The following is a 25774-nucleotide window of genomic DNA, read 5'->3' as shown; positions in this document are numbered from 1 at the left end:
TTTCGAACACCTTGCATTCCAAGACGAACCCAATGAAACCCATCCAAGTTGGCCTGCTCGGCATCGGCACGGTCGGTAGCGGCACCTTCAAGGTGCTGCAGCGCAATCAAGAAGAGATCAAGCGCCGCGCCGGCCGTGGCATCGAGATCACCATGGTTGCGGACCTCGACACTGCGCGCGCCAAAGGCGTCGTGGGCGAAGACGTGAAGGTGGTCAATGACGCACGCGCTGTGATCGCGAACCCCGACATCGACATCGTGATCGAGCTGATCGGCGGCTACGGCGTCGCCAAGCAACTGGTGCTCGAGGCGATTGCCGCCGGCAAGCACGTGGTGACGGCCAACAAGGCGCTGCTAGCGGTGCACGGCACCGAAATCTTCGCAGCCGCGCACGACAAGGGCGTGATGGTGGCATTCGAGGCCGCCGTAGCGGGCGGCATCCCGATCATCAAGGCATTGCGCGAGGGTCTCACGGCCAACAGCATCCAGTGGATTGCCGGGATCATCAATGGCACCACCAACTTCATCCTCTCCGAGATGCGCGACAAGGGCCTCGACTTCGCGACGGTGCTGAAGGAAGCGCAACGCCTGGGCTACGCTGAAGCCGACCCGACCTTCGACATCGAGGGCGTGGATGCCGCGCACAAGGTCACCCTGATGAGCGCCATCGCGTTCGGCATTCCGGTGCAGTTCGACAAGGCCCATGTGGAAGGCATCACCAAGCTCGCCGCGCAGGACATCAAGTACGCCGAGCAGCTCGGTTATCGCATCAAGCTCCTTGGCGTGACCAAGCGCGTGGCGCAGGGCATCGAGTTGCGCGTTCATCCGGCGCTGGTTCCGTCGAAACGCTTGCTCGCCAATGTCGAGGGCGCCATGAACGCGGTGGTCGTCAACGGCGACGCGGTCGGGACCACGCTTTACTACGGCAAGGGCGCAGGCAGCGAGCCCACTGCGAGCGCGGTGATCGCCGACTTGGTCGACATCACACGCCTGCACACGGCCGACGCGGCGCATCGCGTTCCCCACCTTGCCTTCCACCCGGACGCGATGAGCGACCTGAAGGTCCTGCCGATGTCGGAAGTGGTGACCAGCTACTACCTGCGACTGCGCGTGGCCGACGAGGCTGGCGTGCTCGCGAAGGTGACCGGACTCTTGGCCACTGCCGGCATCAGCATCGACGCGGTGCTGCAGCGTGAAGCGGATGAGGTCGGCGGCGAAGGATCAACCCAGACCGACCTGATCATTCTGACGCACGACACCCGAGAAGGCACCCTGGACGACGCTTTGGCCCAACTGCAAGCCTTGCCCACAGTGCTCGCTCCGATCGTTCGTCTTCGCAAGGAAGAGCTGTCCTGATGCGGTACCTTTCGACCCGCGGCCACCCCGACCGCCGGCGCTTCTGCGAGATTCTCCTGGAAGGCCTGGCGCCCGACGGCGGCTTGTACCTGCCTGAGCAATACCCGGCCGTCGATGCCGCCGTGCTGGCGAAATGGCGCGGCTTGGCCTATGCCGACCTCGCTTTTGAGATCCTCTCGCTGTACATCGACGACATCCCGCCTACGGATCTCAAGGCCGTCTGCGCCAAGACCTATACCGCGGAAGTATTTGGTACGGCCGAGATCGTGCCGTTGCGCGAGCTTGAAGATGGTGTCTACCTCGAAGCGCTGTCCAATGGCCCGACCTTGGCCTTCAAGGACATGGCGATGCAACTGCTCGGCAACCTGTTCGAATACGAGCTGGCCCGCCGTGGTGAAGAACTGAACATTCTCGGGGCGACCAGCGGAGACACGGGCAGTGCTGCCGAATACGCGATGCGCGGCAAGAAAGGCGTGCGCGTTTTCATGACCTCGCCCGATGGCCGCATGAGTCCCTTCCAGCAGGCTCAGATGTTCAGCCTGCAGGACGCGAATATCCACAACCTCGCGATCGAGGGTGTCTTCGACGACTGCCAGGACATCGTCAAGGCGGTGTCCAACGACCTGGCCTTCAAGCGCAAGTACAAGATCGGCACTGTCAATTCGATCAACTGGGCGCGGCTACTGGCCCAGGTCGTCTACTACTTTGCAGGCTACTTCCAGGCCACCGCCAGCAATGACAAGCAGGTGAGCTTCGCGGTGCCCTCGGGCAACTTCGGCAACGTCTGCGCCGGGCACGTGGCTCGCATGATGAGGCTGCCGATCCGCACGCTGGTGGTTGCGACGAACGAGAACGACGTGCTCGACGAGTTCTTCCGCACCGGCGTCTACCGCGTGCGCTCTGCGGCCGACACGCACGAAACATCGAGTCCTTCCATGGACATCTCGAAGGCGAGCAATTTCGAGCGCTTCGTGTTTGACCTGGTGGGACGTGACGCTGCCAAGGCGCGCGGCCTGTTCGAGGGCGAACTCGGCCGGGCCGGTCGCTTCGACCTGAGCCTCGACCCCGCCTTTGCACATTCTGCGTCGCGCTTCGGCTTTGCAAGCAGCCGCAGCACGCACGCGGACCGCCTGGCGACCATCCGAGATACAGACAAGCGTTTTGCCACCCTGATCGATACGCACACGGCAGATGGCTTGAAGGCCGCACGCGAGCACCTCACGCCCGGCGTGCCGATGATCGTCCTGGAGACGGCGCTGCCGATCAAGTTTGCTGAAACCATCGTCGAAGCGCTCGGCCACGAGCCCGAGCGGCCGGCCCGCTTCGAGGGGATCGAAGCGCTTCCAAAACGGGTGGTCAAGCTGCCTGCCGATGCCGAAGCAGTCAAGGCCTATATCGCCACTCACTGCGACTGACGCCACGGTAGACGCATGAAAGTCATCGGCTTTGCGGGTTTCTCGGGAGCGGGGAAAACAACGCTGGTCGAGCGGCTGATTCCCGCGCTCAAGCGCGAGCGACAACGTGTTTCCGTGGTGAAGCATGCGCACCATAAGTTCGACATCGATCACCCGGGCAAGGACACATACCGCCATCGCGAAGCGGGCGCCTTCGAGGTCGTGATCGCGTCCGACAAGCGACTCGCGCTCATGCGTGAGTTCGAGCGGCCCACGGAACTGGACGTGCATGACCTCATCGCTGAGCTCGACGAACGAGTCGACTGGGTGCTTGTCGAAGGCTTCAAGCACACCGATCTGCCCAGAATCGAGGTTTGGCGACCACCCGCCGTGGGAGAGCGGCCGCGTCCCGTGCGGTACCCGGAAGATCCTTTTACGGTCGGCATCGCGACGAACACACCGGCGGCGTTGCCCGAGCGCACGGAGTTGCCGGTCTTTGACCTCGACGACGTCGATGCCATCTGCGCATGGCTGCTGCAGCATGCGGAGCGTTTCGACTACAAGGTGAATCACCATGGCTGAGCCTTCCTCGCGCCCCCCCTTGATGGCCCTTGAAGAGGCGCTGACTCGGTTGTTGAGCGCGGCCACGCCGTTGCTCGGCGCGGAAAGTGTTTCGACTTTCGATGCTGACGGCCGGGTGCTGGCGCAGGACGTCACGTCCGCCTTGACAGTGCCGCCGCGCGACAACAGTTCGATGGATGGCTATGCGGTTCGAATATCTGACTGCACAGCGCCAGGCAATGTGTTGCGCGTATCGCAGCGGATCCCGGCGGGCACCGTGGGCACGCCTTTGGAGCCTGGCACTGCCGCACGCATCTTCACTGGCGCGCAGATCCCCGAAGGCGCCGATGCCGTGGTGATGCAGGAAGATACGAGTGCCTTGCCCGAGGAGGGTGGTCTCGGCAGCGTGCGCATCGACATCATTCCCGCCGCCGGGCAGTGGATTCGCCGCGCCGGTGAAGACGTGGCCACAGGCGACGTGGTGCTGTCAAAAGGCGATCGGCTCACCCCCGCAGGGCTTGGGTTGGCGGCGAGCGTAGGTCTCGCCAAACTCCTGGTTTCAAGGCGGCCGCGTGTGGCACTTCTGTCAACCGGCGACGAACTCGTGATGCCGGGCGAGGTTGCTCCCGGAGCCATGAAACCGGGCTCGATCTACAACTCGAATCGCTTCTTCATGCGGGCGCTGCTGAAACGGCTGGGCTGCGACGTCAGCGATCTGGGCATCGTGCCGGATCGCCGCGAAGCGACCATCGATGCTTTGCGAGAAGCGGCGCTTCATAACGACTTGATCATCACCACAGGTGGCGTTTCCGTGGGCGAGGAAGACCACATCCAGGCTGCTGTGCAGCATCTGGGCCAACTGAATCTCTGGTCGCTGTCGATGAAGCCCGGCAAGCCCTTCGCCTATGGGCGGATTGGCAATGCCCACCTTTGCGGATTGCCAGGCAATCCGGTGTCGAGTTTCCTGACCTTCCTGATGCTCGTGCGGCCCTTCCTGCTCACTCTCCAGGGCGCCAAGCGAATCGCCGTCGAGTCTGTCGCTGTGCGCGCTGACTTCGACTGGCCGCGCGCGGACCGCAGGCGCGAATTCCTGCGTGCGCGGCGCAACGCGGCAGGCGGGCTGGATGTCTTCCCCAACCAGAGTTCCGGCGTGTTGACGTCCACTGTCTGGGGCGACGGCCTGATCGACACGCCCGCAGGCCAGCCTTTCAAGGCGGGCGACATGGTGAAGTTCATTCCTTTTGCGTCGCTGCTGGCTTGAGCATGAAGATCAACGTTCGCTACTTCGCGTCGGTTCGAGAGGCGCTCGGAACGGGTGCCGAGACCATCGAAACAGACGCGCAGAACCTTGGCAAATTGCGCGATGAACTCATCGCGCGCGGCGAGCCTCACGCGAGCATCCTCGCGCGGGGCCGGGCCGTGCGGATGGCGCTCGATCAGATCATGAGCACCGAAAGCGCTGCCCTGCGCGACGGCAGCGAAGTCGCATTTTTCCCGCCTGTCACCGGCGGTTGAGGGCGGCCTGTATTTGCAACAGGTGCTCGCCGGCCGCCGCCGGCGCGCGCGTCATTGGGGAGCGCAACTCATCGAGTAGAACTCCCTCGCTGGCGAGCACTGCCTTCAGTGGGCCCGGATTCGCATCCGCGAACAAGGCTTCGATGAGCGGCAGCAGCGGATGCCACAACGCTCGAGCCTGCGCCAACTTTCCTTCCCGAAGCAGGCGAATCACATTAACGAAGCGCTCAGTCTGCAGGTGTGCACTGGCGGCAATCGCGCCCACCCCACCTTCGGCCACCGTGCTGAAGATCTGGCCATCCTCCCCGGCAAGAACCTGTAGTCGACCATCTGCAATCAAGGCTCGCGTCTTTGCGCCGTCGCCGCCGCAGTCCTTGATCGCCCGAATGCGTGGATGTGCCGCAAGCGTCAAGAGCGTATCGCCCGAGATCGAAACGCCGGTGCGGTAGGGGATGTCGTAGATCACGACCGGCGCTGCACTGGCTTCGGAAATAGCGCTGAACCACTCCACCAACCCACTTTGCGACGGCCGGACATAGCTCGGCGCGGGCACAAGCAGTCCGGCTGTCTCTTGCTCGCTCAAGCGCCGAACCCAATCAAGCGTCTTGCCGAGGTGGTAGCCGGAAATCCCCATGATGCGCGGCATGGCCGGGGCTGCTCGGCCCACGGTCGCGAGGACCGCCAGTTGCTCGCCTTCATCGAGCGCGGCCGCTTCGCCTGTCGAGCCGCAGACCACGAATCCTGCAATACCGGTCGGCGCAAGGCGTTCGACCAGCCCCGCCAGGGCTGCATGGTCAACGGCGCCGTCACGAAAAGGCGTCACCAGCGGAATCCAGAGCCCCGAGAAATCAGAGACAGGTGGTGTGGAGAGAGATGAATGTTGCACGCGACTTTCCTTCGAGGAATCGACCGATGGAATGACCACCGTCAGATGCGCGCGCACAACCAGCTTCAGCTTGGGCCTTGCAGTTCCGTCGCTCATCCGACGACGGAACCGAAGCTCCGGTCAGACGAGCTTTGGTTTTTTGGCTTTGCCTTGCAGGCGCGTGCAGACCTGTTCTTCGCGAGAAGAGGGGAAGCGTTGCAGGGCGCTGGAAGGCATCGCGGGAGTCTATCGCAGTGCCACAATCCTGGAATGGCTGGCGCACGCGTTTCTATTCAAGCGGAAGACTTCGACCTACAAGCGGAGATCGCCACGCTGCGCGCCGGCGATGCGCGCGTCGGGGCGGTCTGCAGTTTCATCGGCACCGTGCGAGACCGGAACGACGGCAGTTCAGTCAGTTCGATGGAACTCGAGCACTACCCCGGCATGACCGAGAAGGCGATCGAAGCCATGATCGATGAGGCGCATCGCCGCTTCGACATCCTCGGCGCACGCGTGGTGCATCGTGTAGGGCTCCTGCAGCCAGAAGCCCAGATCATGATGGTGGCGGTGACTTCAGCCCATCGCGGCCAGAGCTTCCAGGCGTGCGAGTTCCTCATGGACTATCTCAAGACCCAGGCGCCGTTCTGGAAGAAAGAGCAGACCCCTGAAGGCGCCCGCTGGGTCGATGCCAGGGTGGACGACGATGCGGCGCTGGCGCGCTGGGGCATCGTCGCCAGCAACGCTTGATGTGCCTTACTGAGGCGTAAAGCCGCTTTCCTTGATGATCTTCGCCCAAGTCTGCGTATAGCTTCTTACGCGGCCGGCGAATTGGCCTTGCGGCATGAAACCGACGGTCAGACCGAGCGCCGTGAGGCGTTCGCGCACGTCAGGCATTGCGAGCACCTTGGCCAAGGCATTGTTGAACTGATCAATGACTGGTTGAGGGGTGCCGACTGGCGCAAAGATCCCGTAGTAGGGCAGGTCCTCCAGTCCGGCCAGGCCGAGCTCGGCGAAGGTGGGCACCTGTGGCAACACCGCCTGGCGCTTGTCTCCGATGACGGCGACGACGCGGATCTTCCCGGCCTTCTGGTTTTCGATGAAGTCCGGAATGGAGCCGATGCCTGCGGCGATCTGGTTGCCCAGCATGTCGGACATCATCGGCGCGCTGCCGCGATAGGGCGCTGCCTGCAAGTCGAGCTTGTATTTGGCGCCCACCAGCTTGACGAGAAATTCAGGAATGGATGCCGGCGCCGGCACGCCGATGGTGTCCTTGCCGCCGCGCTGGTTTCGCACCCACGCCACATATTCATTCATCGACTTCGCTGGCGTGCCACCCGAGACAGCCAACGCATTGGCGAAGGTTGCAAAACCCGCGACCGGCACGAAATCATGAGCGGGATCGAAGCCCGGGTTTTTCACCACCTGCGGGAGGATCGAGATCGTGTGGTCGTGCGTCAGGAAAAAGGTGTGGCCATCTGCCGCCGAACTCTTGAGCACTTGCGCGGCGATCTGCCCACCGGCGCCGGCGCGGTTGTCGACGACGATCGACGTTCCCAATTGGTCTTTGAGCTTGTCGCCCAGCATGCGCGCAATAACATCGGTGCCGCCGCCTGCCGGGAAACCAACGAGCAGCCGGATTGGCGCGGAGGACGTCTGCGCCGACACTACGCCTGCGGCGCCCAACAGACCTGCCGCCAGAACGCCGAGCATCAGGCGCCTGGCGCCACCCCATGTTGACTTGACCATCTATCGACTCCAAAGATTGCTGGTGTAAAAAAGATCCGGACGGTCTTGATATAGACGCCGAACAGCCCTATTTTGAATGCAGGAATCAAGCCATGCGTCAAGACAAACTCACCACCAAATTCCAGGAAACCCTTGCCGATGCCCAGTCGCTCGCCTTGGGCAATGACAACGCCTATATAGAGCCGGTCCATCTGCTGGTCGCCATGCTTCGCCAGGACGACGGTCCTCGAGCGTTGCTGGAGCGAGCCGGTGCCAACGTGCCCGGATTGCTCAACGCCGCCGAAGCCGCCATCAAGAAGCTTCCGCAGGTGCAGGGCCATGACCAGGTTCAGGTGGGTCCTGAATTGGGCAAGCTGCTGCAGGCGACCGAGAAAGAGTCGATCAAGCGCAATGACCAGTTCATTGCGAGCGAGCTCTATCTGCTCGCCGTGGCGGACAGCAAGGCCGATATCGGGAATCTCGCGCGCAGCCATGGTGTGACGCGCAAATCGCTCGAAGCGGCCATCGACGCCGTTCGTGGCGGGCAGGGCGTGAACAGCGCCGATGCCGAAGGCCAGCGCGAAGCGCTCAAGAAATATTGTCTCGACCTGACGGAACGTGCGCGCCTTGGCAAGCTCGATCCCGTCATCGGCCGCGACGAAGAGATTCGCCGTGCCATCCAAGTGCTTCAACGCCGCACCAAGAACAACCCGGTGCTGATCGGCGAGCCGGGCGTTGGCAAGACGGCCATCGTCGAAGGGCTTGCGCAGCGCATCATCGCCGGCGAGGTGCCTGAGTCGCTCAAGGGCAAGCGCGTGCTGTCCCTGGACATGGCCGCATTGCTTGCAGGCGCGAAGTTCCGCGGGGAATTCGAAGAACGCCTGAAGAGCGTGCTCAACGAGCTGGCCAAGGATGAAGGCCAGACCATCGTCTTTATCGACGAGCTGCACACCATGGTCGGCGCGGGCAAGGCCGAAGGCGCCATGGACGCGGGCAACATGCTCAAGCCGGCGCTCGCGCGCGGCGAACTGCATTGCGTCGGTGCAACGACGCTCGACGAATATCGCAAGTACATCGAGAAGGATGCTGCGCTGGAGCGCCGCTTCCAGAAGATCCTCGTGGGCGAACCGAGCGTCGAAGCGACGATCGCGATCCTTCGCGGCCTGCAGGAGAAGTACGAGGTCCACCATGGCGTCGATATCACTGACCCGGCGATCGTCGCCGCGGCCGAGTTGTCCGACCGCTACATCACGGACCGCTTTCTGCCCGACAAGGCCATCGACCTGATCGACGAGGCCGCGGCCAAGATCAAGATCGAGATGGATTCCAAGCCCGAGGTGATGGACCGGCTTGATCGCCGGCTCATCCAGCTCCAGATCGAGCGCGAAGCCGTGCGGCGCGAGAAGGACGAAGCATCGCAAAAGCGACTGGGGCTGATCGAGGACGAGATCGCCAGGCTGCAGAAGGAGATCGCCGACCTCGACGAGATCTGGCAGGCCGAGAAGGCGCAAGCCCAGGGCAGCGCCCAAATCCGCGAAGAGATCGACAAGATCAAGTTTCAGATTGCCGAGTTCACCAGCAAGGGTGACTTCAACAAGGTGGCCGAGCTTCAGTACGGCAAATTGCCGGGGCTGGAAAAACGCCTGAAGGAAGCGCAGGAGACTGAAGCCGACAAGGGCAAGTCCAGCGCGCCGAAGCTGCTGCGCACGCAGGTTGGCGCAGAGGAAATCGCCGAAGTCGTGGCGCGCGCCACGGGCATTCCGGTATCGAAGCTGATGCAGGGCGAGCGCGACAAGCTGCTCATGATGGAAGACAAGCTGCACGAGCGCGTGGTGGGTCAGGACGAAGCCATCGGCGCGGTTGCGAACGCAATTCGTCGCTCGCGCTCGGGGCTCTCCGACCCGAATCGCCCAACGGGATCCTTCCTGTTCCTCGGCCCGACGGGCGTGGGCAAGACCGAGCTGTGCAAGGCCCTGGCAGGCTTCCTGTTCGACAGCGAAGATCATTTGATCCGCGTCGACATGAGTGAATTCATGGAGAAGCATTCGGTCGCGCGACTGATCGGTGCGCCGCCCGGCTACGTGGGCTACGAGGAGGGCGGTTATCTGACCGAAGCCGTGCGCCGGAAGCCATACAGCGTGCTGCTGCTCGACGAAGTGGAGAAGGCGCACCCGGATGTCTTCAACGTGCTGCTGCAGGTGCTCGACGATGGCCGGCTCACCGACGGCCAGGGCCGCACGGTGAACTTCAAGAACACGGTCATCGTCATGACCAGCAACATCGGTTCGCCGCTCATCCAGTCGATGGTGGGTCGACCGACCGAGGAGATCAAGGATGCTGTCTGGGACGAGCTGAAGAACTACTTCAGGCCCGAGTTCCTGAATCGCATCGACGAGACGGTGGTCTTCCATGCGCTCGACGCGAAGAACATCGAAGCCATTGCGGCGATCCAGCTCAAGGTGTTGCAGGAGCGACTGGCAAAGATGGACCTGGAATTGGACGTGTCGCCGGCCGCCTTGGCTGAAATCGCGAAGGTCGGATTCGACCCGGTGTTCGGCGCGCGGCCGCTCAAGCGAGCGATCCAGCAGCGCATCGAGAATCCTTTGTCGAAGCTGTTGCTCGACGGCACCTTCGGACCGAAGGACGCGATCGTGGTGACCACCGATCCGATCCGGGCTCCCGGCCAGTTCGACTTCCATAAGGCCGGGGAACCAAGGGCCGAGGCCGTGGCCTAAGAGCGATGGTCAATTTTCTTGTTCGCCTGGTTCTGTTCCTGCTCGGTCTCGTGTTCGCGGTCAGCCTGGCTTTTGCCGTGCTTTTGCTGGCGATGGTTTGGGGGCTGCGCTACGGTTGGGCTCGGCTTACCGGCAAGCCGGCGACTCCCTGGGTCATGCGCTTCAACCCTCGCGGCGGCTTTGACCGCTTTCGCGCGGCGGCGCGGCCGCGGGAACCATCGGCCGCCGATGTTGCAGGTGCTCGTGCGCGAGGACAGGCAACCGACAGTCCGGTGCGGCTGATGGAGCCCGGGGGCGTGACGGACGTGCCAGTCAAATCCGCGCGCGGCGAATGACGCCGAATGATGGTTTCCATGCCGCAGACCACGGTGCTGGTCGATCCGGCGGAGGTTGAATTCAGCGCCATCCGCGCGCAGGGTGCGGGCGGGCAGAACGTCAACAAGGTGTCCAGCGCAGTTCACTTGCGCTTTGACATTTCGGCCAGTTCATTGCCCGAGGACGTCAAGGCGCGGCTGCTCGCTGCGCGCGACAGCCGCATCACGAGCGAGGGCGTGCTAGTCATGAAGGCGCAGCGGCATCGGAGCCAGGACATGAATCGCGCCGACGCGCTCGCCCGTTTGCAGGAACTCATCGATGGCGTCGCAACGCCGCCGCGCGTGCGGCGCGCCACCAAGCCGACCTATGGATCGAGACAGCGGCGGCTCGAGGGCAAGAGCCAGCGGTCCGCCATCAAGAGCCTGCGTGGGCCAGTGAAGGACTGAGTTCGGCCGGCACTTCGGGCGAGGCGCCGCACTGTGCAATGGATGCCAGCGCTTCGGCGTCGGTCCGATAGGTGAAGAGCAGGGGTCCAGGTGCGAGCAGTCCCGCGCGTTCGAGCACCTGTTGTGCCGGCAGCTTAAGCCCTGAGACGTGCAAGCGCACCCCCCGCGATTCGAGCAACCGGCGAATGCTCCCGAATACTTCGGCCCCCGTGATATCCACGCGGTTGATCGGATATGCGAACAGGCATACGTCCGTCAGGCCCGGCCGCTCCGCCAGTGCCACACTGATCGCGCGCTCGAGCGTGCTGGCCGACGCGAAATCCAGTTCGGCATCCATGCGCAATGCGTAAAGGTTGGGCGCGAGCAATGGCAAGTGCCAAAGGTGTCGGTCGCGCAGGCTGCCGTCCGGATGCAAGCCGACTTCGATGATTCGCGGATGCAGATGGCGATACATGTAGTGCGCCAGCGCCGCCAGCAGGCCGCCGAGCACTCCCCAGTAGATCGACGGCGCAGTCGCGATGGTCAGAGCGAAGGTCGCCAGCGCGATCGCCGCCTCGATGCGGGAGATGCGCCACAACGCGATGAAAGCTGAAGGCCGGAGCAGTCCGATGGTCGCGGTTGCCACGATGCAAGCCAACACGGCCTGCGGCACGTGATAGAGCCATGGCATGGCCCACAGCAACGCGGCCGCCACCACTGCCACGCTGAAAAGCGTTGACCATTGCGTCTTGGCGCCTGCGTAGAGCGTGATGGCCGACCGCGAAAAAGAAGAACTCGTAGGGAACGATCCGGTCAGGCCGGATGCAATCTTTCCCAGGCCTTGGCCGATCAGGTCCTGGTTTTCGTTCCACAGCTTGCCGGCCCGGGCGTTGTCGACCTTGGCGCTCGATGCCGTCTCCAGAAAGCTGACCAACGTGATGAGAAACGCCGGCAGCAGGAGGTCGCCCAGATTGCTCATCGAAAGCCCGCCCGGCCAGTAGAAGGAGGGCAGGCCCGAGGGCAGCTTGCCAATGACAGCGCCGCCGCGCAGCGCATAGTCGATGGCAGCGCTGATGGCCGCCGCAACCGCGACGAGCGCCATGGTGGTCGGAAAGCGCGGCATCATGCGCTTGCCGAGCCACAGCGCCGCCATGCCGCCGAGGCCGAACGCAATGGCGATGAAGTCCGGCAGCGGGCCGTGGAGCAACTGCGAATAGGAGCGCCCCGTGAAGCCCAGCAGCGCCGGCAGTTGCGATAACGTGATGAGCACGGCCGCGCCTTGCGTGAATCCCATCAACACCGGCGAATTCACCATACGCAGCACCCAGCCGAATCTTGCCGCGCCGAGCACCACCTGCATCACCCCGGACAGCAGCGTGAGCCAGACAGCGTAGGCAACCCATTCGCTGCTCCCTGGAATGGCCAGAGGTGCGAGAGATGCGCCGACCAGCAGGCTCGTGAGCGCCGTCGGACCCACGGACAGCCGGGCGGAAGAACTGAAGAGGACGGCAATCAGTGCAGGCAGCAAGGCCGCGTACACGCCGGTGACCAGTGGCATGCCTGCCAACGCTGCATAAGCCACACCCTGCGGAATGACCATCAGTGCGACCGTGACGCCGGCAGCGGCCTCGTTCACGAGCAATGCGCGGTCAGGCCGGGGCCATGCCAGAAAAGGAAGCCAGCGCACGAGCCGGTCGCGGTTCATGGCCATGGCTTGCGGACACAGACGCAATAGGTTTGTAAATTCACCCGGCGATGATACGTACGGAAAAGAGCTGGACCGCTCCCGCACCCGCCCCCCACCCTACAGACGGCGCTTGTGCTGGAACGCGGTGGGCGACTGGCCCGTGGCCGCCTTGAACATTGCGCAAAAGGCGCTGTCGGTGGCGTAACCGCTGGCCGATGCGACCTGGCTCACCGCCATTCCGCGCGCCAGTAGCGGCAGCGCATGCGCGAGCACCGCCTGCTGGCGCCACTGCTGCCAGCTCATGCCGAGCTGGTCCCGAAAGAGCCGGGCGACCGTTCGTTCGCTGGCGCCGATTGCATGCGCTCTCTCGGCGAGCGTCGCACGGTTGGCTGGATTGCGCAGGAGCGCCTCGCACAACTGGCGCAAGCGCTTGTCTGCAGGCAACGGCACGTCAATGCGGATCTGCGTCGCGCGTTCGAGTTCGTCTATGAGCAGTGGTGCGATCCAGCGTTCGCGTTGGGCAGCGTGCGGCTCGGCGGGTGGCAGGCCGTCGGGGGTCGTGTCGAGCGCCAGCATCAGCGCGCGCAGCAACGGACTGATCTCGAGCACTTCGCATTTCTCCCATGCCGGGCCCAACCAGCTGTGGAGATACACGGTGCGGAGTTCAGCGTCTTCGATCAGCGTGATGCTGTGCGACATGTCCGCCGGGACCCAGAGCGCCCGGGAGGGCGGAACGATGTAGCTGCCGTCCTCGGTGCTCAGACGGATCACGCCGCGCGTCGAAAAAGTCAGTTGGGGCCATGGATGCCGGTGCAGTTCGACCAGCGTATCGGCCTTCAGAAAGTGTTCCTTGGCCCGCAAGGGGCGCAGCGCGTCAGGTGCGTAGAGGTGCGGCGTGAGCGGACCGACGCTGGCCGAGGGTGCTGTGCTGGCTGGCAGCGTGCGCCCTGGCGGCGTGTCGACGGGCGCCGACGTTGGGGCGGCTGTGGACGGCATGGTTTCGACAAATGTTGTCTCTGTATCGCCATTCTGCCGCGGCGGCGCAGCTTAGGATCGGTGCTCAACCCAGATTCTTGTTGCAATCCATGTCTTCCTCCAATGCGACCGCCACCGCCCCTTCCTTGGGTTCGGACGCCAAGCTGATCGGCCTCGTGGGCCTCGCGCATGCCGTCAGCCACTTCAGTCAACTGATTCTTCCGCCGTTGTTCCCATGGCTGAAGGATGCGTTCAACGTGAGCTACACCGAGCTGGGCGCCGTGCTGACGGTGTTCTTCGTCGTCTCCTGCATGGTGCAGGCAGCCTCTGGATTCATCGTCGACAAACTGGGTCCCCGGCCTGTGCTCTTTGTCGGGCTCGGCATGTTGAGCCTTGCGGCCTTCGGCTATGCCATGGCGCAAAGCTACTGGATGCTGCTCGTCTGCGCAGTGGCGGCAGGCATTGGCAATGGCGTGTTTCACCCGGTCGACTACACGCTTTTCAACCGCAAGGTGGCGCCTACGCGATTGGGCCATGCCTATAGCGTGCATGGCATCACCGGGAGCCTGGGGTGGGCCTTGGCGCCCGCCTTCGTGGTGCCGTTGGCAATGGCTTTCTCGTGGCGAGTGGCGCTGGCTTCGGCGGGGGCCTTGGCTGTGGTGGTCCTGCTCATCCTCTGGGTCAATCGCAGCGTGCTGTCGCTGGACGTCAAGGCAGTGCACAAGGCGACGGGGTTCGATGCAGCCGGCGGCGAGTTTGCCTTCCTCAAGATTCCCGCGGTGTGGATGTGCTTCGGGTTTTTCTTTTTCTACGCGATGGCCTTGAGCGTCGTGCAGACCTTCGCGCCGACGGCGGCGGGGCGGCTGCACGCAGTGCCGGTGACGCTGATCGCCATGTGCCTGACGATCTACATGGTCGCGAGCGCGGCCGGCATGGTCGTAGGCGGATTCCTGGCCTCGGATCCGTCACGTTGCGAACGCATCGTCGGCGCAGGCTTCGGCATTGCGGCCGCCATCGCGCTCGTGCTGGCGTTTGGCGATTTCGCGCCCTTGCTCGTGCCGGTGATGTTCGGCGCCATGGGATTCGCGGCGGGGATCGCGGGCCCGTCGCGGGATCTGCTGGTCAAGCGTTCGACACCAGCCAACGCCACGGGACGCGTGTATGGCGTGGTGTATGCGGGGCTCGACATCGGGCAAGCCTTTGCACCGCTGGTCTTTGGCCGGCTGATGGACCACGGCCAGTACGCCAGCGTGATCGTCGGCCTCGCGATGGTGCAGGGGGTGCTGATCGTGAGCGCCTTCAACGTGCGCCGCGTACGGCGCGAGGCGCTCATCCCCGTATCGGCCTGAACCCGCTCCGTCAGGCAGCGATCAGCGCGTCGACGCGGCTCAGGCCTTCAATGGTCTTCATGCATGCTTCGGCCGCCTCCGTGCCCTTCACGGCGAAATGGCGATGGAAGTATTTGCGGTGTTCCACATGCTCGTGGAAGTGATGTGGGGTGAGCACGGCTGAAAGAATCGGCACGTTGGTCTCCAGCTGTACCGTCATCAGCGAATTCACCACCGTGCTGGCGACGAATTCGTGACGGTAGATGCCGCCGTCGACAACGAGCGCACATCCGACGATCGCGGCATATCGACCGGAAGTCGCGAGCCGCTTGGCGTGCAATGGAATCTCGAATGCACCGGGCACGTCGAACACGTCGATGGTGTCGAGCGCCACGCCCTGGCGCTCCATTTCGGCGAGAAACGCGTCGCGCGCCTGATGGACGATGTCCGAATGCCATTGCGCCTGCACGAATGCAATGCGGCGGCCAGGCGCTTGGGCCGAAGCCCGTGTGGCGGAGAGGGGAAGGTCGTTGATCTGACTCATGGTTTGCCTTTGAAGGTTTCCTGAATCAGGGCGCACGAACCCGGAGCCGGGGCACGCGCACGAATGCGCTGCCCGGCAACGGGGTCGCGCTCTCTTTCATCCGGACTGTGACCGTCGGCCCCGGGATCTCACCGGATCTGCTGACCCCGCTGCACATGGCGCGCTGCGGGCGCTCGCGGGCTTGTGCGACTTTCGCCGCCATCACCGCCGGTGGGGAATTTCACCCCGCCCTGAGAACGCTTGTCCCGGCCCTCAGGCCGGAACAGCACGAATTCTAGGCAAGGCCGGCCACCCGTGCTGTCACGCAAGCGGCAAAACCCTGAAATCGGCGCCGGGACGTCGCAAGAGGAACAACGTCAGGCGCTCCAACTCGTCGTCAAGAGCGGATCGAAACGCCGGCCCTGCCGGTTTCTTGCCGGCGTAGCCGAAGGCCGCCTCGACCTGTCCGTCGCGAACCGAGACATTGGCCCAGCCGATCACGCGGTCGTGCAACAGCATCGGCAGCGCGTAGTAGCCGAACTGTCGTTTCGGCGCGGGCATGTAGGCCTCGAACTTGTACGTCCAGCCCCATAGCAGCTCGAATCGACGGCGATCCCATACGACCGGGTCGAACGGCGCGAGCAGGCGCAACGTTTCATCGGGCTCGTGGCGCCGCGAGTTCGGATTCTCTTTGGCCGGCCAATACCAGGTCACGCCGTCGATGCGGCAGCTCGCAAGACAATCGCGCGCCAGCCGCAAGGCTGCCTGCGTTTGCACCGTGAGATGCGGTGCGCCATATCCGAGCAGACGCACGAGGTAAGTCAGGCTCGCAGCCGGCAGAGGTGCGTACTTGCGTACCACCAGGTCGATCAGCGCAGCCGCGCGTTGTGCGCGGCCGGTTGGGCTGTCGTCGGCCGGTGCATGTGTGATCGCCTCGTAGATCCGGGTGCCGTTCTCGCGCCGTTTGACGCGCAGCATTCCGCGATAGTGCATGTCGTCGAGCAGATGCGTTGTCGCATTGCTCGATCCGCCCCAGTAGTTCGTCACGCGTCCATGGGCGAACTGCTGCTCGACCTGGCGCGGATGCACTGGCCCGGTCTCGCGAACGAAGGCCAGCACATCGGCGGCCCTGCGACTCGTCTCCGGGTCCCATGCGCGTCGGGCTTCGCGTGGATGCATCAGCGAGAGGTGTTCCCGCGGCAGGAAACCATAGTTGACGAGGCAGTCCTCATCGACCGGCAGCCGCGCATACCGTTGCTCCAGATCGCCAGCGCGGTAGTCCGCGACGCGATGACGCAGTGTGAGGTCTTGCGCGCGCGCCGGCGCCCGGATCGGATCGGCCTGCACGAACCCCAGCCGCCTGATCGCACCCGGCAACGTTGTCGGCTTGAAGAGGGTGCGTGATACGGCGTAGCGCCGCAGTGCGTCGAGGTTCGGTTCAGGCATCTGCGAATTGCAGCACATGCAGCGGAAAGTCGTGGCGCTGGCTGCTCGGCAGTCGATGCCTATGGCATGCTCCCGGGCCATGTCTGCAGCTCCTCTTGCTCCTTTCCCTCCACTCGGACTGATGCCTCTCCGCATGCTGTTTCGGCTGTTGTCGCTGAGTGCTTTCCTTTGGGTGGTGGGTTGCGCGAGCCCACCGGCGAAGTTGCCCGGCGCCGGCGTCGCGTCACTGAGTGCCGAGCAATCGAACGATGTCGCCGTTCATGCGCTGGGGCTGGTTGGCACGCCCTATCGCTACGGGGGCAACACACCCGAGGGGGGATTCGATTGCAGCGGACTCATCGCCTACGTCTATCGAAGCAGCGTCGGTCAAGCGACCCCTCGCACCGTCGCAAGAATGGCTTCGTTCGGATATCCGGTAGCCATCTCTGACCTGCGCTCGGGCGATCTGGTTCTTTTCGGCGCATCCACGCCATCGCACGCGGGCATCTACGTCGGAGAGGGCCGCTTCGTGCATGCACCTTCGACGGGCGGGGAAGTGCGGCTCGATCGTCTGGATGGCATCTATTGGTCGCGCCAGCGCGTGCAGGCGCGCCGTCTCTGAGGCGCCAAGGCGCGCCGGTCAGACGGCGCTGCGGTGCCGCTCGATGCAGGTGGCCAGCGTTTCGTCGCCTGGGCGCTGCCACCAGTCGAGCGTCGAGAAAATTTCGACTTCGCTGAAGCCTTCGAAGCCGGCATCCTCAACCCAGCCTCGAACCTTCTTCAGTTCGACCACGCCATCGCCCATCATTCCTCGATCGGACAGCAAATCGCGCGTGGGCGTCAGCCAATCGCACACGTGGTAGGCCAGCAGACGCTCCTTGCCGGCGCGCGCGATCTGCTGCTGGAGCTTGGGATCCCACCACACGTGATAGATGTCGAGAGCGACCCCGAGCATTCCCGAGCGTGTGGGATCAAGTTCATCGCAGAGATCGAGCGCATGCTCGAGGGTGTTGATGCAGGCGCGATCGGCCGCCTGCATGGGGTGCAGGGGCTCGATGGCGAGCGGCATGCCGACCTGGCGCGCATGGTCGAGGGACGCTGCGATGCCATCGCGCACTTCGCTGCGCGCGCGGCTGATGTCCTTGTAGATCGCCTTGCCATCGAGCGCACCCGGGAGGCTGCCGACAACCAGCACCAGGCAAGGCGCGCCGAGCGTTTTCGCCTCGTCGATGGCGCGCCGGTTGTCTTCGAGCGCTGCTTTGAGCCCCGCCGCGTCCGGTGCCGGAAAAAAGCCGCCGCGGCAGTACCCTGAAAGCCCGATGCCGTGTGCCTTGAGCTGCCTGCCAATCTTGTCGAGCCCGACGGCCCCGACCTGGTCGCGCCACGGGCTGATGGCACGGATGCCATTTGCGGCGCACTGATCGATGATGCGGTCCAGCGGCACTTCGGCACCGAGCTGCTTGCGAATGGTGGCTGTGTTGATCGACAGCCAGTCGTGATTCTTCGAGAAGTCGCGCATCGTCCAATCAGCCTTCAATGCCGTGCAGAGCCAGCAGTGTCTTCATGCGCCGAACCGCCAACTCAGGTTGCTCCAGCAGGTTCGCCGCGTCGGCGAGCCTGAACAGTTCTGTCAGATGCGGCAGAGAGCGCGTGCTCTGCTGACCGCCGACCATCGTGAAATGGCTCTGATGACCATTGAGCCATGCCATGAAGACCACGCCCGTCTTGTAGAAGCGCGTGGGTGCCGCAAAGATGTGGCGCGACAGAGGAACCGTCGGGCCCAGGATCGAATGAAACTTGTCGACGTTGCCGAGCGCGAGCTCGCCCAGTGCGGCGCTTGCTGCCGGTGCGATCGCGTCGAAGATGCCGAGCAGCGCATCGCTCTTGCCGTGCGTGGGTTCGCTGCCGTATCCGTCGCCCGCGATCAACTCGGCGTAGTTGAAGTCGTCGCCGGTGTACATGCGAACACCCGCTGGGAGGCGGCGACGCATGGCAATTTCCTTGTCCTTGTCGAGCAGGGATATCTTGATCCCATCGACCTTGTGCGGATGCGCCGCGATGATGCCGAGCGCCGTGTCCATTGCGCGATCGATGTCCGGCATGCCCCAATAGCCGCTGAGCGCCGGATCGAACATATCGCCGAGCCAGTGCAGCACCACAGGTTGCTTCGCCTGGCTGAGGATGCGGTCGTAGACGCGCTCGTAGTCGGCGGGGCTCCTGGCGACGCGGGCGAGCGCACGGCTGGCCATCACGATCAGCTTGCCGCCGAGCGCTTCGATTGCCGCCATCTGCTCTTCGTAGCCGCGGATCACGTCGTCGGTGGTCTTGACGTTGTCGATGTCCAGATGGTCAGTGCCGCAGCCGGATGCGATCAGCGCGCCGGGTACGTGCTTTGCGGCGTCGAGTGAGCGGCGGATCAGTTCGAGAGAGGTCGGCCAATCCAGACCCATGCCGCGTTGCGCGGTGTCCATTGCTTCGGCCACGCCGAGGCCGAGCGACCAAAGGTGCCGGCGGTAGTCGATAGTGGCATCCCAGTCGACCGCGCACTGCAGCCACGGGTCGATGGCGGCCGTGGCATCGGCCACGACGTGCGCTGCCGAATAGGCGGTGCGGTCGAACTTGACGCCCGCCGGCGGCTTGACTGGGGTGCTTCCGCGCAGTGTGTAGGGCGCGAGAGAGCCACTCGCGGTGGGGAGAGTGAGTGAAATGGCCATGGGAAAGACTCAGATCTTGAGTTCGGGGACGTCGACCCAGCGCCGGTCTTTCCAGCTTTCGAGCGCCGCCTCGACGAGCTGCACGCCCTTGGCGCCTTCAGGCAGAGTCCACCTGTACGGCGCGTTCTCCACGACGTGGCGAATGAAATGTTCCCACTGGATCTTGAAGCCGTTGTCGTACACCTGCGAATCCGGAATCTCCTGCCACTGATCGAAGAAGTTCATCGTCTGCTTCTCGTCCGGATTCCAGACTGGCCGCGGCGTTGCAACGCGCGATTGCGCACGGCACGACGACAGGCCCGCAACGGCGGAGCCATCGGTGCCGTCCACGTGGAAGGTGACGAGATCGTCGCGCCGCACGCGCGTGACCCAGCTCATGTTGATCTGCGCAATCACCGGCTCGCCGTTGTGTCCCTTGAGTTCGCAGGTCGCGTAGGCCGCGTCGTCCGCGGTGGCTTCGTACGGTTTGCCTTCTTCGTCCCAGCGCTTGGGAATGTGAGTCGTCCCGAGGCAGGACACGGACTTGACCTCACCGAACAGGTTGTCCAGCACATAGCGCCAGTGGCACATCATGTCCAGGATCATCCCGCCGCCGTCTTCCTTGCGGTAGTTCCACGACGGGCGCTGAATGGGCTGCAGGTCGCCTTCGAACACCCAGTAGCCGAATTCGAGCCGCACCGACAGCATGCGACCGAAGAAGCCGGCGCGCCGCAGCATGTCGAGCTTGCGCAGGCCAGGCAGGAAGAGCTTGTCCTGCACCGCGCCATGCTTGAGCCCAGAGCCTTCGGCAAGACGGGCGATCTCCACCGCTTCGTTCAGATTGGTCGCGATCGGCTTCTCGCAGTAGACGTGCTTTCCTGCGCGGATGGCCTTGGCCAGCAGGGTGGGGCGCATCTGCGTGGTGCCCGCGTCGAAGAAGATGGTGTCGTCCTTGTTCTCCAGCGCAAGATCGAGATCGGTGCCCCAGCGCTCGATTCCATGCGCCTTGGCCAGCGCTTGGATCTTCTCTGCGTTGCGTCCGATGAGGATCGGGTCGGGCATGACCTTGTCGCCGTTAGACAGCGTCACGCCTCCCTGCGCCCGGATCGCGACGATCGAGCGAATCAGGTGTTGGTTCGTGCCCATGCGTCCGGTGACGCCGTGCATGATGATTCCGAGCCTTTGTGTTGTCATGGTGTTCTCCGCTGTGTTTGAGAGTTGAAGTGCGCCAGCGTCTACACGAACGTGGACGCAAGCGAGAGGGGGTGCAGGCCGGCGAAATCAGGCACTGCCGAGTGAGCGAAGCCGGTCTTTGCCAACGAACCGATCTCGATCCGGCCATTGCGAATAGCCAGGCGAGGGCGGCCAGCGCTGGTTTCGTAGAGGTCGCTGTGCGCGGCGGCAAAGGCGGCTTGTTCATCCGCTGGCGCAATGCCGAAGCCATCGACGTAATGATGGCCATTGCGCTCGCAGTGCTGCAGACCAAGCAGGGAAGCAAGTGCCAGGTCCTGTTGCACGGCCAGTCCTGCCTGGCATGTGAGGTCTTCGGCGGACATGAAATATTGACCGCCTGCATCGGCCGAATTCCACGAATCGCAGCGTGCGCGATTGATCAAGGCTTTGTAGAAGCCTTTGCAAGCTTTGCTGGAGACACCTCGCCATCCATGCGAACGCCCTTCATGGAACGCGTCCAGAGTGCCATCCGCTTCATCGAGCAGGAGCGGCGAAGGCGTTTGCAATTCGAGCAGCGCCGGGTCCATGCTGGCGTCGCGCGGCAGGGGTTGTTCGAGATAGAGCAGTGCTTCGGGACGAGCGGCAAGCTGCGGCAATTGGCGCAGGCCCTCGCAGAGCGCGCGCAGCGCGTATGCGTCGGCGTACTGTTCATTGCCATCGAGGGTGAACTGATGCCCAGGCGCGATGGTGTCGAGCGTCGCCAGCACTTGCTGCAGCCGTTGAAGATCCGTCTCAGGATTCCCGCCCAGCTTGATCTTGAAATAGCGATGGCCGTAGCGGCGCACCACGGCCGGGAGGCTGACGGGCAGCCCGGCCGCATCCTCCGTGTCGCCATCCAGTACGTCGAGCATGCCCACCGTATGGCGCGCCTGCAGATGGTCGGCCGGAGTGCGCTTGGCAAGCCAGCGATTCCAGTCCCAGCCGTGGAGGTCATTCATCAGAGATGTGTCGACCATTCCGATCATGTTGCACTGGATAGCGGTGTAGACCGACACCTGTGTCGCGCGACATAGCGCGTCGAGGACTGCGCGATCGAGCACGGCTTGGCCGAAGGCGGTCGAGAGCGTCGTGCGGCCGAGTGCAGCGCCGTGTGCCATCAGCGATTCATAGTGCCGGGCGAACAGGGCGAATGCCGGCGCGGCTTCGGCTGTCGTGTAGGCATTGGCCGTGGCCTCTAATGCCCATCCAAGGTCCGTGACGTTGTCCGCCTGGGTTCGGTCTGGCCGCTTGTCGAACCAGCGGGGCACCATCAGTTCGGCCGCAAAGCCTTCGGCCACCCCGTGCGCACCGCAGTCGACGGTGGCCCGCACGAACACCTGCGGACAGCGGGTGAGCGTGACTGCGCCGAACTTGAACGGCAGGCGCAGCGTCATCGGCCGCATGCCGGTTTCGACGGCAAGCACGCGCACGAAAGGCGCGGAAGAGATGTTCGCGGCGGACATGGCGAAGCGTCAGTGCGCGTCCAGGTGACCTTGCGCGAAGAAGTGCGCGCGCAGAGTGCGTGCGTACGCAGCAAAGCGTTCGGTGCCCATGACATCCAAGGGGCGGGGCCGTGGCAGGTCGATGTCGTAGATGGCGGCGATCGAACCGGGGCGCTCGCTCATCACGATCACGCGGTCCGACAAGAAAATTGCCTCGGGAATGCTGTGCGTGATCAGGAGTACCGTCTTCCTGGAGGCAGACCAGATGCGCTGGAGCTCTAGGTTCATCTTCTCGCGTGTCATCGCGTCGAGAGCGCCAAAGGGCTCATCCATCAGCAGTACCGACGGGTCGTGCAGCAGCGCGCGGCAGATCGACGCTCGCTGCTGCATGCCGCCGGAAAGTTGCCACGGGTATTTGTTCTCGAAGCCGGTGAGTCCGGCCATCTTCATCAACTCGCGAGCGCGTTCGCGTGCCGCCGTCCTGGGCATCCGCCGGATCTCGGCCTGCAGGAGGATGTTCTCCTCGATGCTTCGCCATGCCAACAGCACCGCGCTCTGGAAGACGATCCCGACGTCCTTTTGCGGACCGATGATCGGATGGCCAGCCAATGAGAGCGTACCGCCGCTGATCGGCAGGAGCCCCGCGACCATCTTCAGCAGCGTGCTCTTGCCGCAGCCTGAGGGCCCCACCACCGAGACGAACTCCCCTGCGCGAATCGAGAAGTCGAGCGGCTTCAGCGATTCGATGGGCCCGTCCTTGCTTTGGTAGATCTTCGAGACGCCGCGCGCTTCGATCAAAACATCAGAAGTCATGAATTAAGAAAAAACGGAGCCGAACTGGAACGCACCTTTTAGGGAAACACCGCGGAGCCGGCTTTGCCGGACCGCTGGTGTTGCCCCCGGTAGGGGGTAGGCGAAGCGACACGAAGTGCGCGCAGCCTGGGGGCGAGCTGGTCAGGGCAGGAAGTCGAGCGTCACGTAGTCTTCGGCCTTGCCGCGGGTGGCGGCGTCCATCCCGCCGTACTGCACGAGCAGGTCGAGTGAGTCGTCCACGTTCTTCATCGCGACACGGAAGGGGCGCTGGTTGGCGGTGTCCTTGGTGTGATAGAGCGCCACGCTCTGCTTCATACCCAGGATGAGCGTGTCGCGCACGCCGGCCTTCGGGTTGGCCTTGAGCATGGCGTCAACAGCGGCAGCGGGGTCTTTCTCGGCGGCCTCGGCGGCGCGCGTCGAGGCGCGCATGAAGCGCTTCACGAGGTCGGGGTTCTCGGTGAGGAGGTTCTTGTTGGTGATGATCCCCGAGCTGATCTGGTTGACGCCGGAGTCCGCGAACCGGATCGGCGTGACAGGCTTGCCAGTGGCGTCCTGAAGCTTGATCGCCTGGTCCATCACATAGCCGAGCAGCAAGTCGGCCTGGCCGCTGGTTACCGCATTGAGCTTGGTCTGCGCGTCACCCGAGACGATCTTCACCTGGTCGGCCTGGATGTTGTTGACCTTCAGGAAGAGCGGCCACATCTGCGACATCGAGTCGCCCGGCGTCGTGGCCACAGTCTTGCCGACGACGTCCTTGGGCGTCTTGATGTTCTTTTCGGAGAAACCCATGACCGACATCGGGCTGACCTGGAACAGGACGCCCGTCGACTTCAGCGGAGCGCCCTTTGCGGCGGCCTTGATCATGGTGGTGACGTCGATATAGCCGAAGGTTGCCGACTTGGCGGCCACTGCCTGCGCGGTCACGGCCGAGCCGCGGCCTTCCTGGATGTCGAGGTCGATGCCTTCGTCTGCGTAATAGCCGCGCTCCTTGCCCAGGAAGAACGGGGCATGCTCGCTGTAGAGATACCAGTTGAGCATCAGGGTGACCTTGTCCTGCGGCTTGTTCTGCGCATGTGCGGGCGTCAAGACGAGCGCCAGTGCCGCAGTGGCTCCGGCAATGAGGGATGTCAGCATCTTCTTCATGGTTGTCTCCTGGAAGAGTGGTTGGAACTCACTGGGCGTGGCGTTGCGACGCATGCCACGGAATCATCAGCCGTTCGACGAGGTCGACGGCGACGAAAAGAATCACTCCGATCGTCGACAGCACGACCAGGGCGGCGAACATCAACGGCAGGTCGAAGTTGCCGTTGGCGACCTGCAGCACGTAGCCGATGCCGGAGTTGGAGCCGACGAACTCGCCGACGACTGCGCCGACCACGGCCAAGGTGACCGAAACCTTGAGCCCGCTGAAGATCGCCGGCATCGCCTGCGGGAGACTGATCTTCAAGAAGGTCTGCAGTCGGCTCGCACCCATGGAGCGGGCCAGGTCGAGCATGTCGGGCTCGACCGACTTGAAACCCATCACCGTCGAGACCACCACCGGAAAGAAACCCAACAGGAACGCGGAGATCACCTTCGGAAAGATGCCGAAGCCAAACCACACGACGAAGAGCGGGGCGATCGCGACTTTGGGAATGCTCTGCGAGAACACCAGCAGCGGATAGACGTAGGACTCCACCAGGCGCGAATAGGCGATCACCATCGCGATCGGAATCCCGATCACGATCGTCAGTGCGAATCCGCCGAGCGTCGCGACCGTGGTCTTCCAGCTTTCCGCGAGAAGGCGCGGCCACTCGGCAATCAACTGCTGCACAACCTGCAATGGCGGAGGGATCAGGTAGGCAGGGATCTTGAAAAGCCGGATCGCGAGGTCCCACAGCACCAGCAGAATCACGATGAGCAGGAAAGGCCGCAGCGCGGGGGAGAGCAGGAAGTTGCGAAGCATCGACAAGGTATGTTCAATTCACCGACAAGTGAATTAACGATTCTAGGAAGCCCATTGCAACGGCGCAACGAGTGCGTGCCTAGGAGATACCCGTATCAGCGCAGGACGTAGCCCAGTACGAGATCCGTCATGTGCGAGAGTCGCTGCGCCATCGCCTTGGGTGCGCGCAGATTGCGTCCGAACACAGCTGACAGGGTGTCGTTGTTCGACAGGTAGAAATAGCAGAGCGAGGCGATGGAGATGTAGAGCTGAACGGGATCGACGCCAGCGCGGAAGAGATTGTTGTGCTTGCCCCGCTCCAGTACACCGTCGAGCAGTTGAACCAGCGGCGAGTTCATCTCCTGGATGCGATCGGAGCGCTTGAGATGCTCGGCGCGATGCAGGTTTTCGCTGTTGAGCAGCGTGATGAACTCCGGATGCTCCAGGTAGTAGTGCCACGTGAAGGAGATCAGGCGACGAATGGCCTCGACGGGCTCGACCTCGTCCAGGTGAAGCCGCTGCTCGGCTTGCCGGATGTCCGCATAGGTGCCTTCGAGCACGGCGAGGAAGAGGTCGTCCTTGCTGCCGAAGTAGTAGTAGATCAGCCGCTTGTTGAGCCCCGCGCGCTCGGCGATGCTGTCCATGCGGGCACCGGCAAGACCATGCCGTGCGAACTCGTCGCGAGCCGATGCAAGGATGGCGAGCTGCGATCGGTCGGCGTCCCGGGAACGCGGCTCGCTCGGCGCGGTGTGTCTGGCTTTTGTGCGCATGTGGCGAATTTAACCAATCGGTGAATTAAGGCAAGCCGGCGCGAGGCCCGCACATAATTCATCAACGTTGTTGCAGCAAAAGGGCGCGTCTT

Annotated in this window: 25 protein-coding genes and 1 riboswitch; of the genes, 11 read left to right on the top strand and 14 right to left on the bottom strand. The window is 63.6% G+C overall.

Going from position 1 to position 25774, the window contains the following annotated elements; translation table 11 throughout:
- The first annotated feature begins 32 nt into the window (after nt 1-32).
- The 5 genes from AC1DEK_RS19110 to moaD are packed head-to-tail and all read left to right on the top strand — an operon-like array spanning nt 33 to nt 4825.
- Nucleotides 33-1355: a homoserine dehydrogenase gene (locus AC1DEK_RS19110; protein WP_478126851.1), complete on the top strand. Its 1323-nt coding sequence runs from the start codon at nt 33-35 to the stop codon at nt 1353-1355.
- On the top strand, nt 1355-2770 hold the full coding sequence (gene thrC / locus AC1DEK_RS19105) for a threonine synthase (protein WP_478126850.1): 1416 nt from the start codon (nt 1355-1357) through the stop codon (nt 2768-2770). Before AC1DEK_RS19110 ends, thrC begins: the two co-directional genes overlap by 1 nt.
- A gap of 15 nt (nt 2771-2785) precedes the next feature.
- A complete protein-coding gene (mobB, locus tag AC1DEK_RS19100) occupies nt 2786-3331 on the top strand; it encodes a molybdopterin-guanine dinucleotide biosynthesis protein B (protein ID WP_478126849.1) in 546 nt (181 codons plus the stop codon).
- On the top strand, nt 3324-4571 hold the full coding sequence (locus tag AC1DEK_RS19095; RefSeq protein ID WP_478126848.1) for a molybdopterin molybdotransferase MoeA: 1248 nt from the start codon (nt 3324-3326) through the stop codon (nt 4569-4571). The genes mobB and AC1DEK_RS19095 overlap by 8 nt, the downstream gene beginning before the upstream one ends.
- 2 nt (nt 4572-4573) lie before the next feature.
- A complete protein-coding gene (gene moaD / locus AC1DEK_RS19090) occupies nt 4574-4825 on the top strand; it encodes a molybdopterin converting factor subunit 1 (protein WP_478126847.1) in 252 nt (83 codons plus the stop codon).
- Here the strand turns inward: moaD and AC1DEK_RS19085 are convergent.
- Nucleotides 4812-5807 carry a 4-hydroxy-tetrahydrodipicolinate synthase family protein gene (locus AC1DEK_RS19085; protein ID WP_478126846.1) on the bottom strand — a complete coding sequence of 332 codons (996 nt, stop codon included), beginning with the start codon at nt 5805-5807 and terminating at the stop codon, nt 4812-4814. The two genes, moaD and AC1DEK_RS19085, sit on opposite strands and share 14 nt — an antisense overlap.
- Nucleotides 5808-5960: 153 nt before the next feature.
- Between AC1DEK_RS19085 and AC1DEK_RS19080 the strand changes: the two genes are divergently transcribed.
- Nucleotides 5961-6437 carry a molybdenum cofactor biosynthesis protein MoaE gene (locus AC1DEK_RS19080; RefSeq protein WP_478126845.1) on the top strand — a complete coding sequence of 159 codons (477 nt, stop codon included), beginning with the start codon at nt 5961-5963 and terminating at the stop codon, nt 6435-6437.
- 6 nt (nt 6438-6443) lie between these two features.
- Here AC1DEK_RS19080 and AC1DEK_RS19075 read toward each other — a convergent pair whose 3' ends face one another.
- Nucleotides 6444-7400 (bottom strand): Bug family tripartite tricarboxylate transporter substrate binding protein, encoded by a 957-nt coding sequence (locus tag AC1DEK_RS19075; RefSeq protein WP_478127081.1) that lies wholly within the window; start codon nt 7398-7400, stop codon nt 6444-6446.
- Nucleotides 7401-7528: 128 nt separating this feature from the next.
- Here AC1DEK_RS19075 and clpB point away from each other — a divergent pair, with 128 nt between their 5' ends.
- The 3 genes from clpB to arfB are packed head-to-tail and all read left to right on the top strand — an operon-like array spanning nt 7529 to nt 10911.
- On the top strand, nt 7529-10150 hold the full coding sequence (clpB, locus tag AC1DEK_RS19070; protein WP_478126844.1) for an ATP-dependent chaperone ClpB: 2622 nt from the start codon (nt 7529-7531) through the stop codon (nt 10148-10150).
- A gap of 5 nt (nt 10151-10155) precedes the next feature.
- On the top strand, nt 10156-10485 hold the full coding sequence (locus AC1DEK_RS19065) for a hypothetical protein (protein WP_478126843.1): 330 nt from the start codon (nt 10156-10158) through the stop codon (nt 10483-10485).
- 18 nt (nt 10486-10503) lie between these two features.
- On the top strand, nt 10504-10911 hold the full coding sequence (arfB, locus tag AC1DEK_RS19060) for an alternative ribosome rescue aminoacyl-tRNA hydrolase ArfB (protein WP_478126842.1): 408 nt from the start codon (nt 10504-10506) through the stop codon (nt 10909-10911).
- On the opposite strand, the gene AC1DEK_RS19055 is transcribed toward arfB, so the two are convergent.
- Nucleotides 10880-12601, bottom strand: a complete 1722-nt coding sequence (locus AC1DEK_RS19055) for a SulP family inorganic anion transporter (protein WP_478126841.1) — start codon at nt 12599-12601, stop codon at nt 10880-10882. The genes arfB and AC1DEK_RS19055 overlap by 32 nt on opposite strands.
- A gap of 93 nt (nt 12602-12694) precedes the next feature.
- Nucleotides 12695-13573 (bottom strand): AraC family transcriptional regulator, encoded by an 879-nt coding sequence (locus AC1DEK_RS19050; RefSeq protein ID WP_478126840.1) that lies wholly within the window; start codon nt 13571-13573, stop codon nt 12695-12697.
- Between the two features lie 89 nt (nt 13574-13662).
- Between AC1DEK_RS19050 and AC1DEK_RS19045 the strand changes: the two genes are divergently transcribed.
- The gene (locus AC1DEK_RS19045; protein ID WP_478126839.1) at nt 13663-14901 is read left to right on the top strand and encodes an MFS transporter; all 1239 of its coding nucleotides are present in this window, start codon (nt 13663-13665) and stop codon (nt 14899-14901) included.
- A gap of 10 nt (nt 14902-14911) precedes the next feature.
- On the opposite strand, the gene AC1DEK_RS19040 is transcribed toward AC1DEK_RS19045, so the two are convergent.
- Together AC1DEK_RS19040 and AC1DEK_RS19035 are read right to left on the bottom strand one after the other, a co-directional pair.
- Complete coding sequence (locus AC1DEK_RS19040; RefSeq protein ID WP_478126838.1) at nt 14912-15424, bottom strand: 6,7-dimethyl-8-ribityllumazine synthase; 513 nt, start codon at nt 15422-15424, stop codon at nt 14912-14914.
- An 84-nt stretch (nt 15425-15508) separates the two neighbouring features.
- A riboswitch (FMN riboswitch) is annotated at nt 15509-15666 on the bottom strand.
- Between the two features lie 58 nt (nt 15667-15724).
- Nucleotides 15725-16849 carry a DNA glycosylase AlkZ-like family protein gene (locus AC1DEK_RS19035; protein ID WP_478126837.1) on the bottom strand — a complete coding sequence of 375 codons (1125 nt, stop codon included), beginning with the start codon at nt 16847-16849 and terminating at the stop codon, nt 15725-15727.
- Between the two features lie 133 nt (nt 16850-16982).
- Between AC1DEK_RS19035 and AC1DEK_RS19030 the strand changes: the two genes are divergently transcribed.
- On the top strand, nt 16983-17450 hold the full coding sequence (locus AC1DEK_RS19030) for a C40 family peptidase (protein WP_478126836.1): 468 nt from the start codon (nt 16983-16985) through the stop codon (nt 17448-17450).
- A gap of 18 nt (nt 17451-17468) precedes the next feature.
- Here the strand turns inward: AC1DEK_RS19030 and AC1DEK_RS19025 are convergent, their stop codons facing one another.
- From AC1DEK_RS19025 to AC1DEK_RS18990, 8 genes are all read right to left on the bottom strand, one after another.
- The gene (locus AC1DEK_RS19025; RefSeq protein ID WP_478126835.1) at nt 17469-18347 is read right to left on the bottom strand and encodes a sugar phosphate isomerase/epimerase family protein; all 879 of its coding nucleotides are present in this window, start codon (nt 18345-18347) and stop codon (nt 17469-17471) included.
- A gap of 7 nt (nt 18348-18354) precedes the next feature.
- Nucleotides 18355-19542, bottom strand: coding sequence for a dihydrodipicolinate synthase family protein (locus tag AC1DEK_RS19020; RefSeq protein ID WP_478126834.1), 1188 nt, complete (start codon nt 19540-19542; stop codon nt 18355-18357).
- Between the two features lie 9 nt (nt 19543-19551).
- Entirely contained in the window at nt 19552-20715 is a 1164-nt protein-coding gene (locus AC1DEK_RS19015) for a Gfo/Idh/MocA family protein (RefSeq protein WP_478126833.1), read from the bottom strand.
- A 41-nt stretch (nt 20716-20756) separates the two neighbouring features.
- Nucleotides 20757-22196 (bottom strand): enolase C-terminal domain-like protein, encoded by a 1440-nt coding sequence (locus tag AC1DEK_RS19010; protein WP_478126832.1) that lies wholly within the window; start codon nt 22194-22196, stop codon nt 20757-20759.
- A 9-nt stretch (nt 22197-22205) separates the two neighbouring features.
- The gene (locus AC1DEK_RS19005; RefSeq protein WP_478126831.1) at nt 22206-22988 is read right to left on the bottom strand and encodes an ABC transporter ATP-binding protein; all 783 of its coding nucleotides are present in this window, start codon (nt 22986-22988) and stop codon (nt 22206-22208) included.
- A gap of 141 nt (nt 22989-23129) precedes the next feature.
- Complete coding sequence (locus AC1DEK_RS19000) at nt 23130-24131, bottom strand: ABC transporter substrate-binding protein (protein ID WP_478126830.1); 1002 nt, start codon at nt 24129-24131, stop codon at nt 23130-23132.
- 28 nt (nt 24132-24159) lie between these two features.
- Nucleotides 24160-24933 carry an ABC transporter permease gene (locus AC1DEK_RS18995; protein ID WP_478127080.1) on the bottom strand — a complete coding sequence of 258 codons (774 nt, stop codon included), beginning with the start codon at nt 24931-24933 and terminating at the stop codon, nt 24160-24162.
- 95 nt (nt 24934-25028) lie between these two features.
- The gene (locus AC1DEK_RS18990; RefSeq protein WP_478126829.1) at nt 25029-25682 is read right to left on the bottom strand and encodes a TetR/AcrR family transcriptional regulator; all 654 of its coding nucleotides are present in this window, start codon (nt 25680-25682) and stop codon (nt 25029-25031) included.
- Between the last annotated feature and the right edge of the window lie 92 nt (nt 25683-25774).

The sequence above is a fragment of the Variovorax sp. 10N420 genome (assembly GCF_056394705.1).
The sequence above is the reverse complement of the archived record's forward strand: the minus strand, read 5'-3'. Positions and strand labels throughout refer to the sequence as shown.

Bases quoted from the DNA above. Each gene is read 5' to 3' on its own strand.
- AC1DEK_RS19110 (WP_478126851.1), top strand. From the start codon at position 33: ATGAAACCCATCCAAGTTGGCCTGCTCGGCATCGGCACGGTCGGTAGC.
- thrC (WP_478126850.1), top strand. From the start codon at position 1,355: ATGCGGTACCTTTCGACCCGCGGCCACCCCGACCGCCGGCGCTTCTGC.
- mobB (WP_478126849.1), top strand. From the start codon at position 2,786: ATGAAAGTCATCGGCTTTGCGGGTTTCTCGGGAGCGGGGAAAACAACG.
- AC1DEK_RS19095 (WP_478126848.1), top strand. From the start codon at position 3,324: ATGGCTGAGCCTTCCTCGCGCCCCCCCTTGATGGCCCTTGAAGAGGCG.
- moaD (WP_478126847.1), top strand. From the start codon at position 4,574: ATGAAGATCAACGTTCGCTACTTCGCGTCGGTTCGAGAGGCGCTCGGA.
- AC1DEK_RS19085 (WP_478126846.1), bottom strand. From the start codon at position 5,807: ATGAGCGACGGAACTGCAAGGCCCAAGCTGAAGCTGGTTGTGCGCGCG.
- AC1DEK_RS19080 (WP_478126845.1), top strand. From the start codon at position 5,961: ATGGCTGGCGCACGCGTTTCTATTCAAGCGGAAGACTTCGACCTACAA.
- AC1DEK_RS19075 (WP_478127081.1), bottom strand. From the start codon at position 7,400: ATGCTCGGCGTTCTGGCGGCAGGTCTGTTGGGCGCCGCAGGCGTAGTG.
- clpB (WP_478126844.1), top strand. From the start codon at position 7,529: ATGCGTCAAGACAAACTCACCACCAAATTCCAGGAAACCCTTGCCGAT.
- AC1DEK_RS19065 (WP_478126843.1), top strand. From the start codon at position 10,156: ATGGTCAATTTTCTTGTTCGCCTGGTTCTGTTCCTGCTCGGTCTCGTG.
- arfB (WP_478126842.1), top strand. From the start codon at position 10,504: ATGCCGCAGACCACGGTGCTGGTCGATCCGGCGGAGGTTGAATTCAGC.
- AC1DEK_RS19055 (WP_478126841.1), bottom strand. From the start codon at position 12,601: ATGGCCATGAACCGCGACCGGCTCGTGCGCTGGCTTCCTTTTCTGGCA.
- AC1DEK_RS19050 (WP_478126840.1), bottom strand. From the start codon at position 13,573: ATGCCGTCCACAGCCGCCCCAACGTCGGCGCCCGTCGACACGCCGCCA.
- AC1DEK_RS19045 (WP_478126839.1), top strand. From the start codon at position 13,663: ATGTCTTCCTCCAATGCGACCGCCACCGCCCCTTCCTTGGGTTCGGAC.
- AC1DEK_RS19040 (WP_478126838.1), bottom strand. From the start codon at position 15,424: ATGAGTCAGATCAACGACCTTCCCCTCTCCGCCACACGGGCTTCGGCC.
- AC1DEK_RS19035 (WP_478126837.1), bottom strand. From the start codon at position 16,849: ATGCCTGAACCGAACCTCGACGCACTGCGGCGCTACGCCGTATCACGC.
- AC1DEK_RS19030 (WP_478126836.1), top strand. From the start codon at position 16,983: ATGCTGTTTCGGCTGTTGTCGCTGAGTGCTTTCCTTTGGGTGGTGGGT.
- AC1DEK_RS19025 (WP_478126835.1), bottom strand. From the start codon at position 18,347: ATGCGCGACTTCTCGAAGAATCACGACTGGCTGTCGATCAACACAGCC.
- AC1DEK_RS19020 (WP_478126834.1), bottom strand. From the start codon at position 19,542: ATGGCCATTTCACTCACTCTCCCCACCGCGAGTGGCTCTCTCGCGCCC.
- AC1DEK_RS19015 (WP_478126833.1), bottom strand. From the start codon at position 20,715: ATGACAACACAAAGGCTCGGAATCATCATGCACGGCGTCACCGGACGC.
- AC1DEK_RS19010 (WP_478126832.1), bottom strand. From the start codon at position 22,196: ATGTCCGCCGCGAACATCTCTTCCGCGCCTTTCGTGCGCGTGCTTGCC.
- AC1DEK_RS19005 (WP_478126831.1), bottom strand. From the start codon at position 22,988: ATGACTTCTGATGTTTTGATCGAAGCGCGCGGCGTCTCGAAGATCTAC.
- AC1DEK_RS19000 (WP_478126830.1), bottom strand. From the start codon at position 24,131: ATGAAGAAGATGCTGACATCCCTCATTGCCGGAGCCACTGCGGCACTG.
- AC1DEK_RS18995 (WP_478127080.1), bottom strand. From the start codon at position 24,933: ATGCTTCGCAACTTCCTGCTCTCCCCCGCGCTGCGGCCTTTCCTGCTC.
- AC1DEK_RS18990 (WP_478126829.1), bottom strand. From the start codon at position 25,682: ATGCGCACAAAAGCCAGACACACCGCGCCGAGCGAGCCGCGTTCCCGG.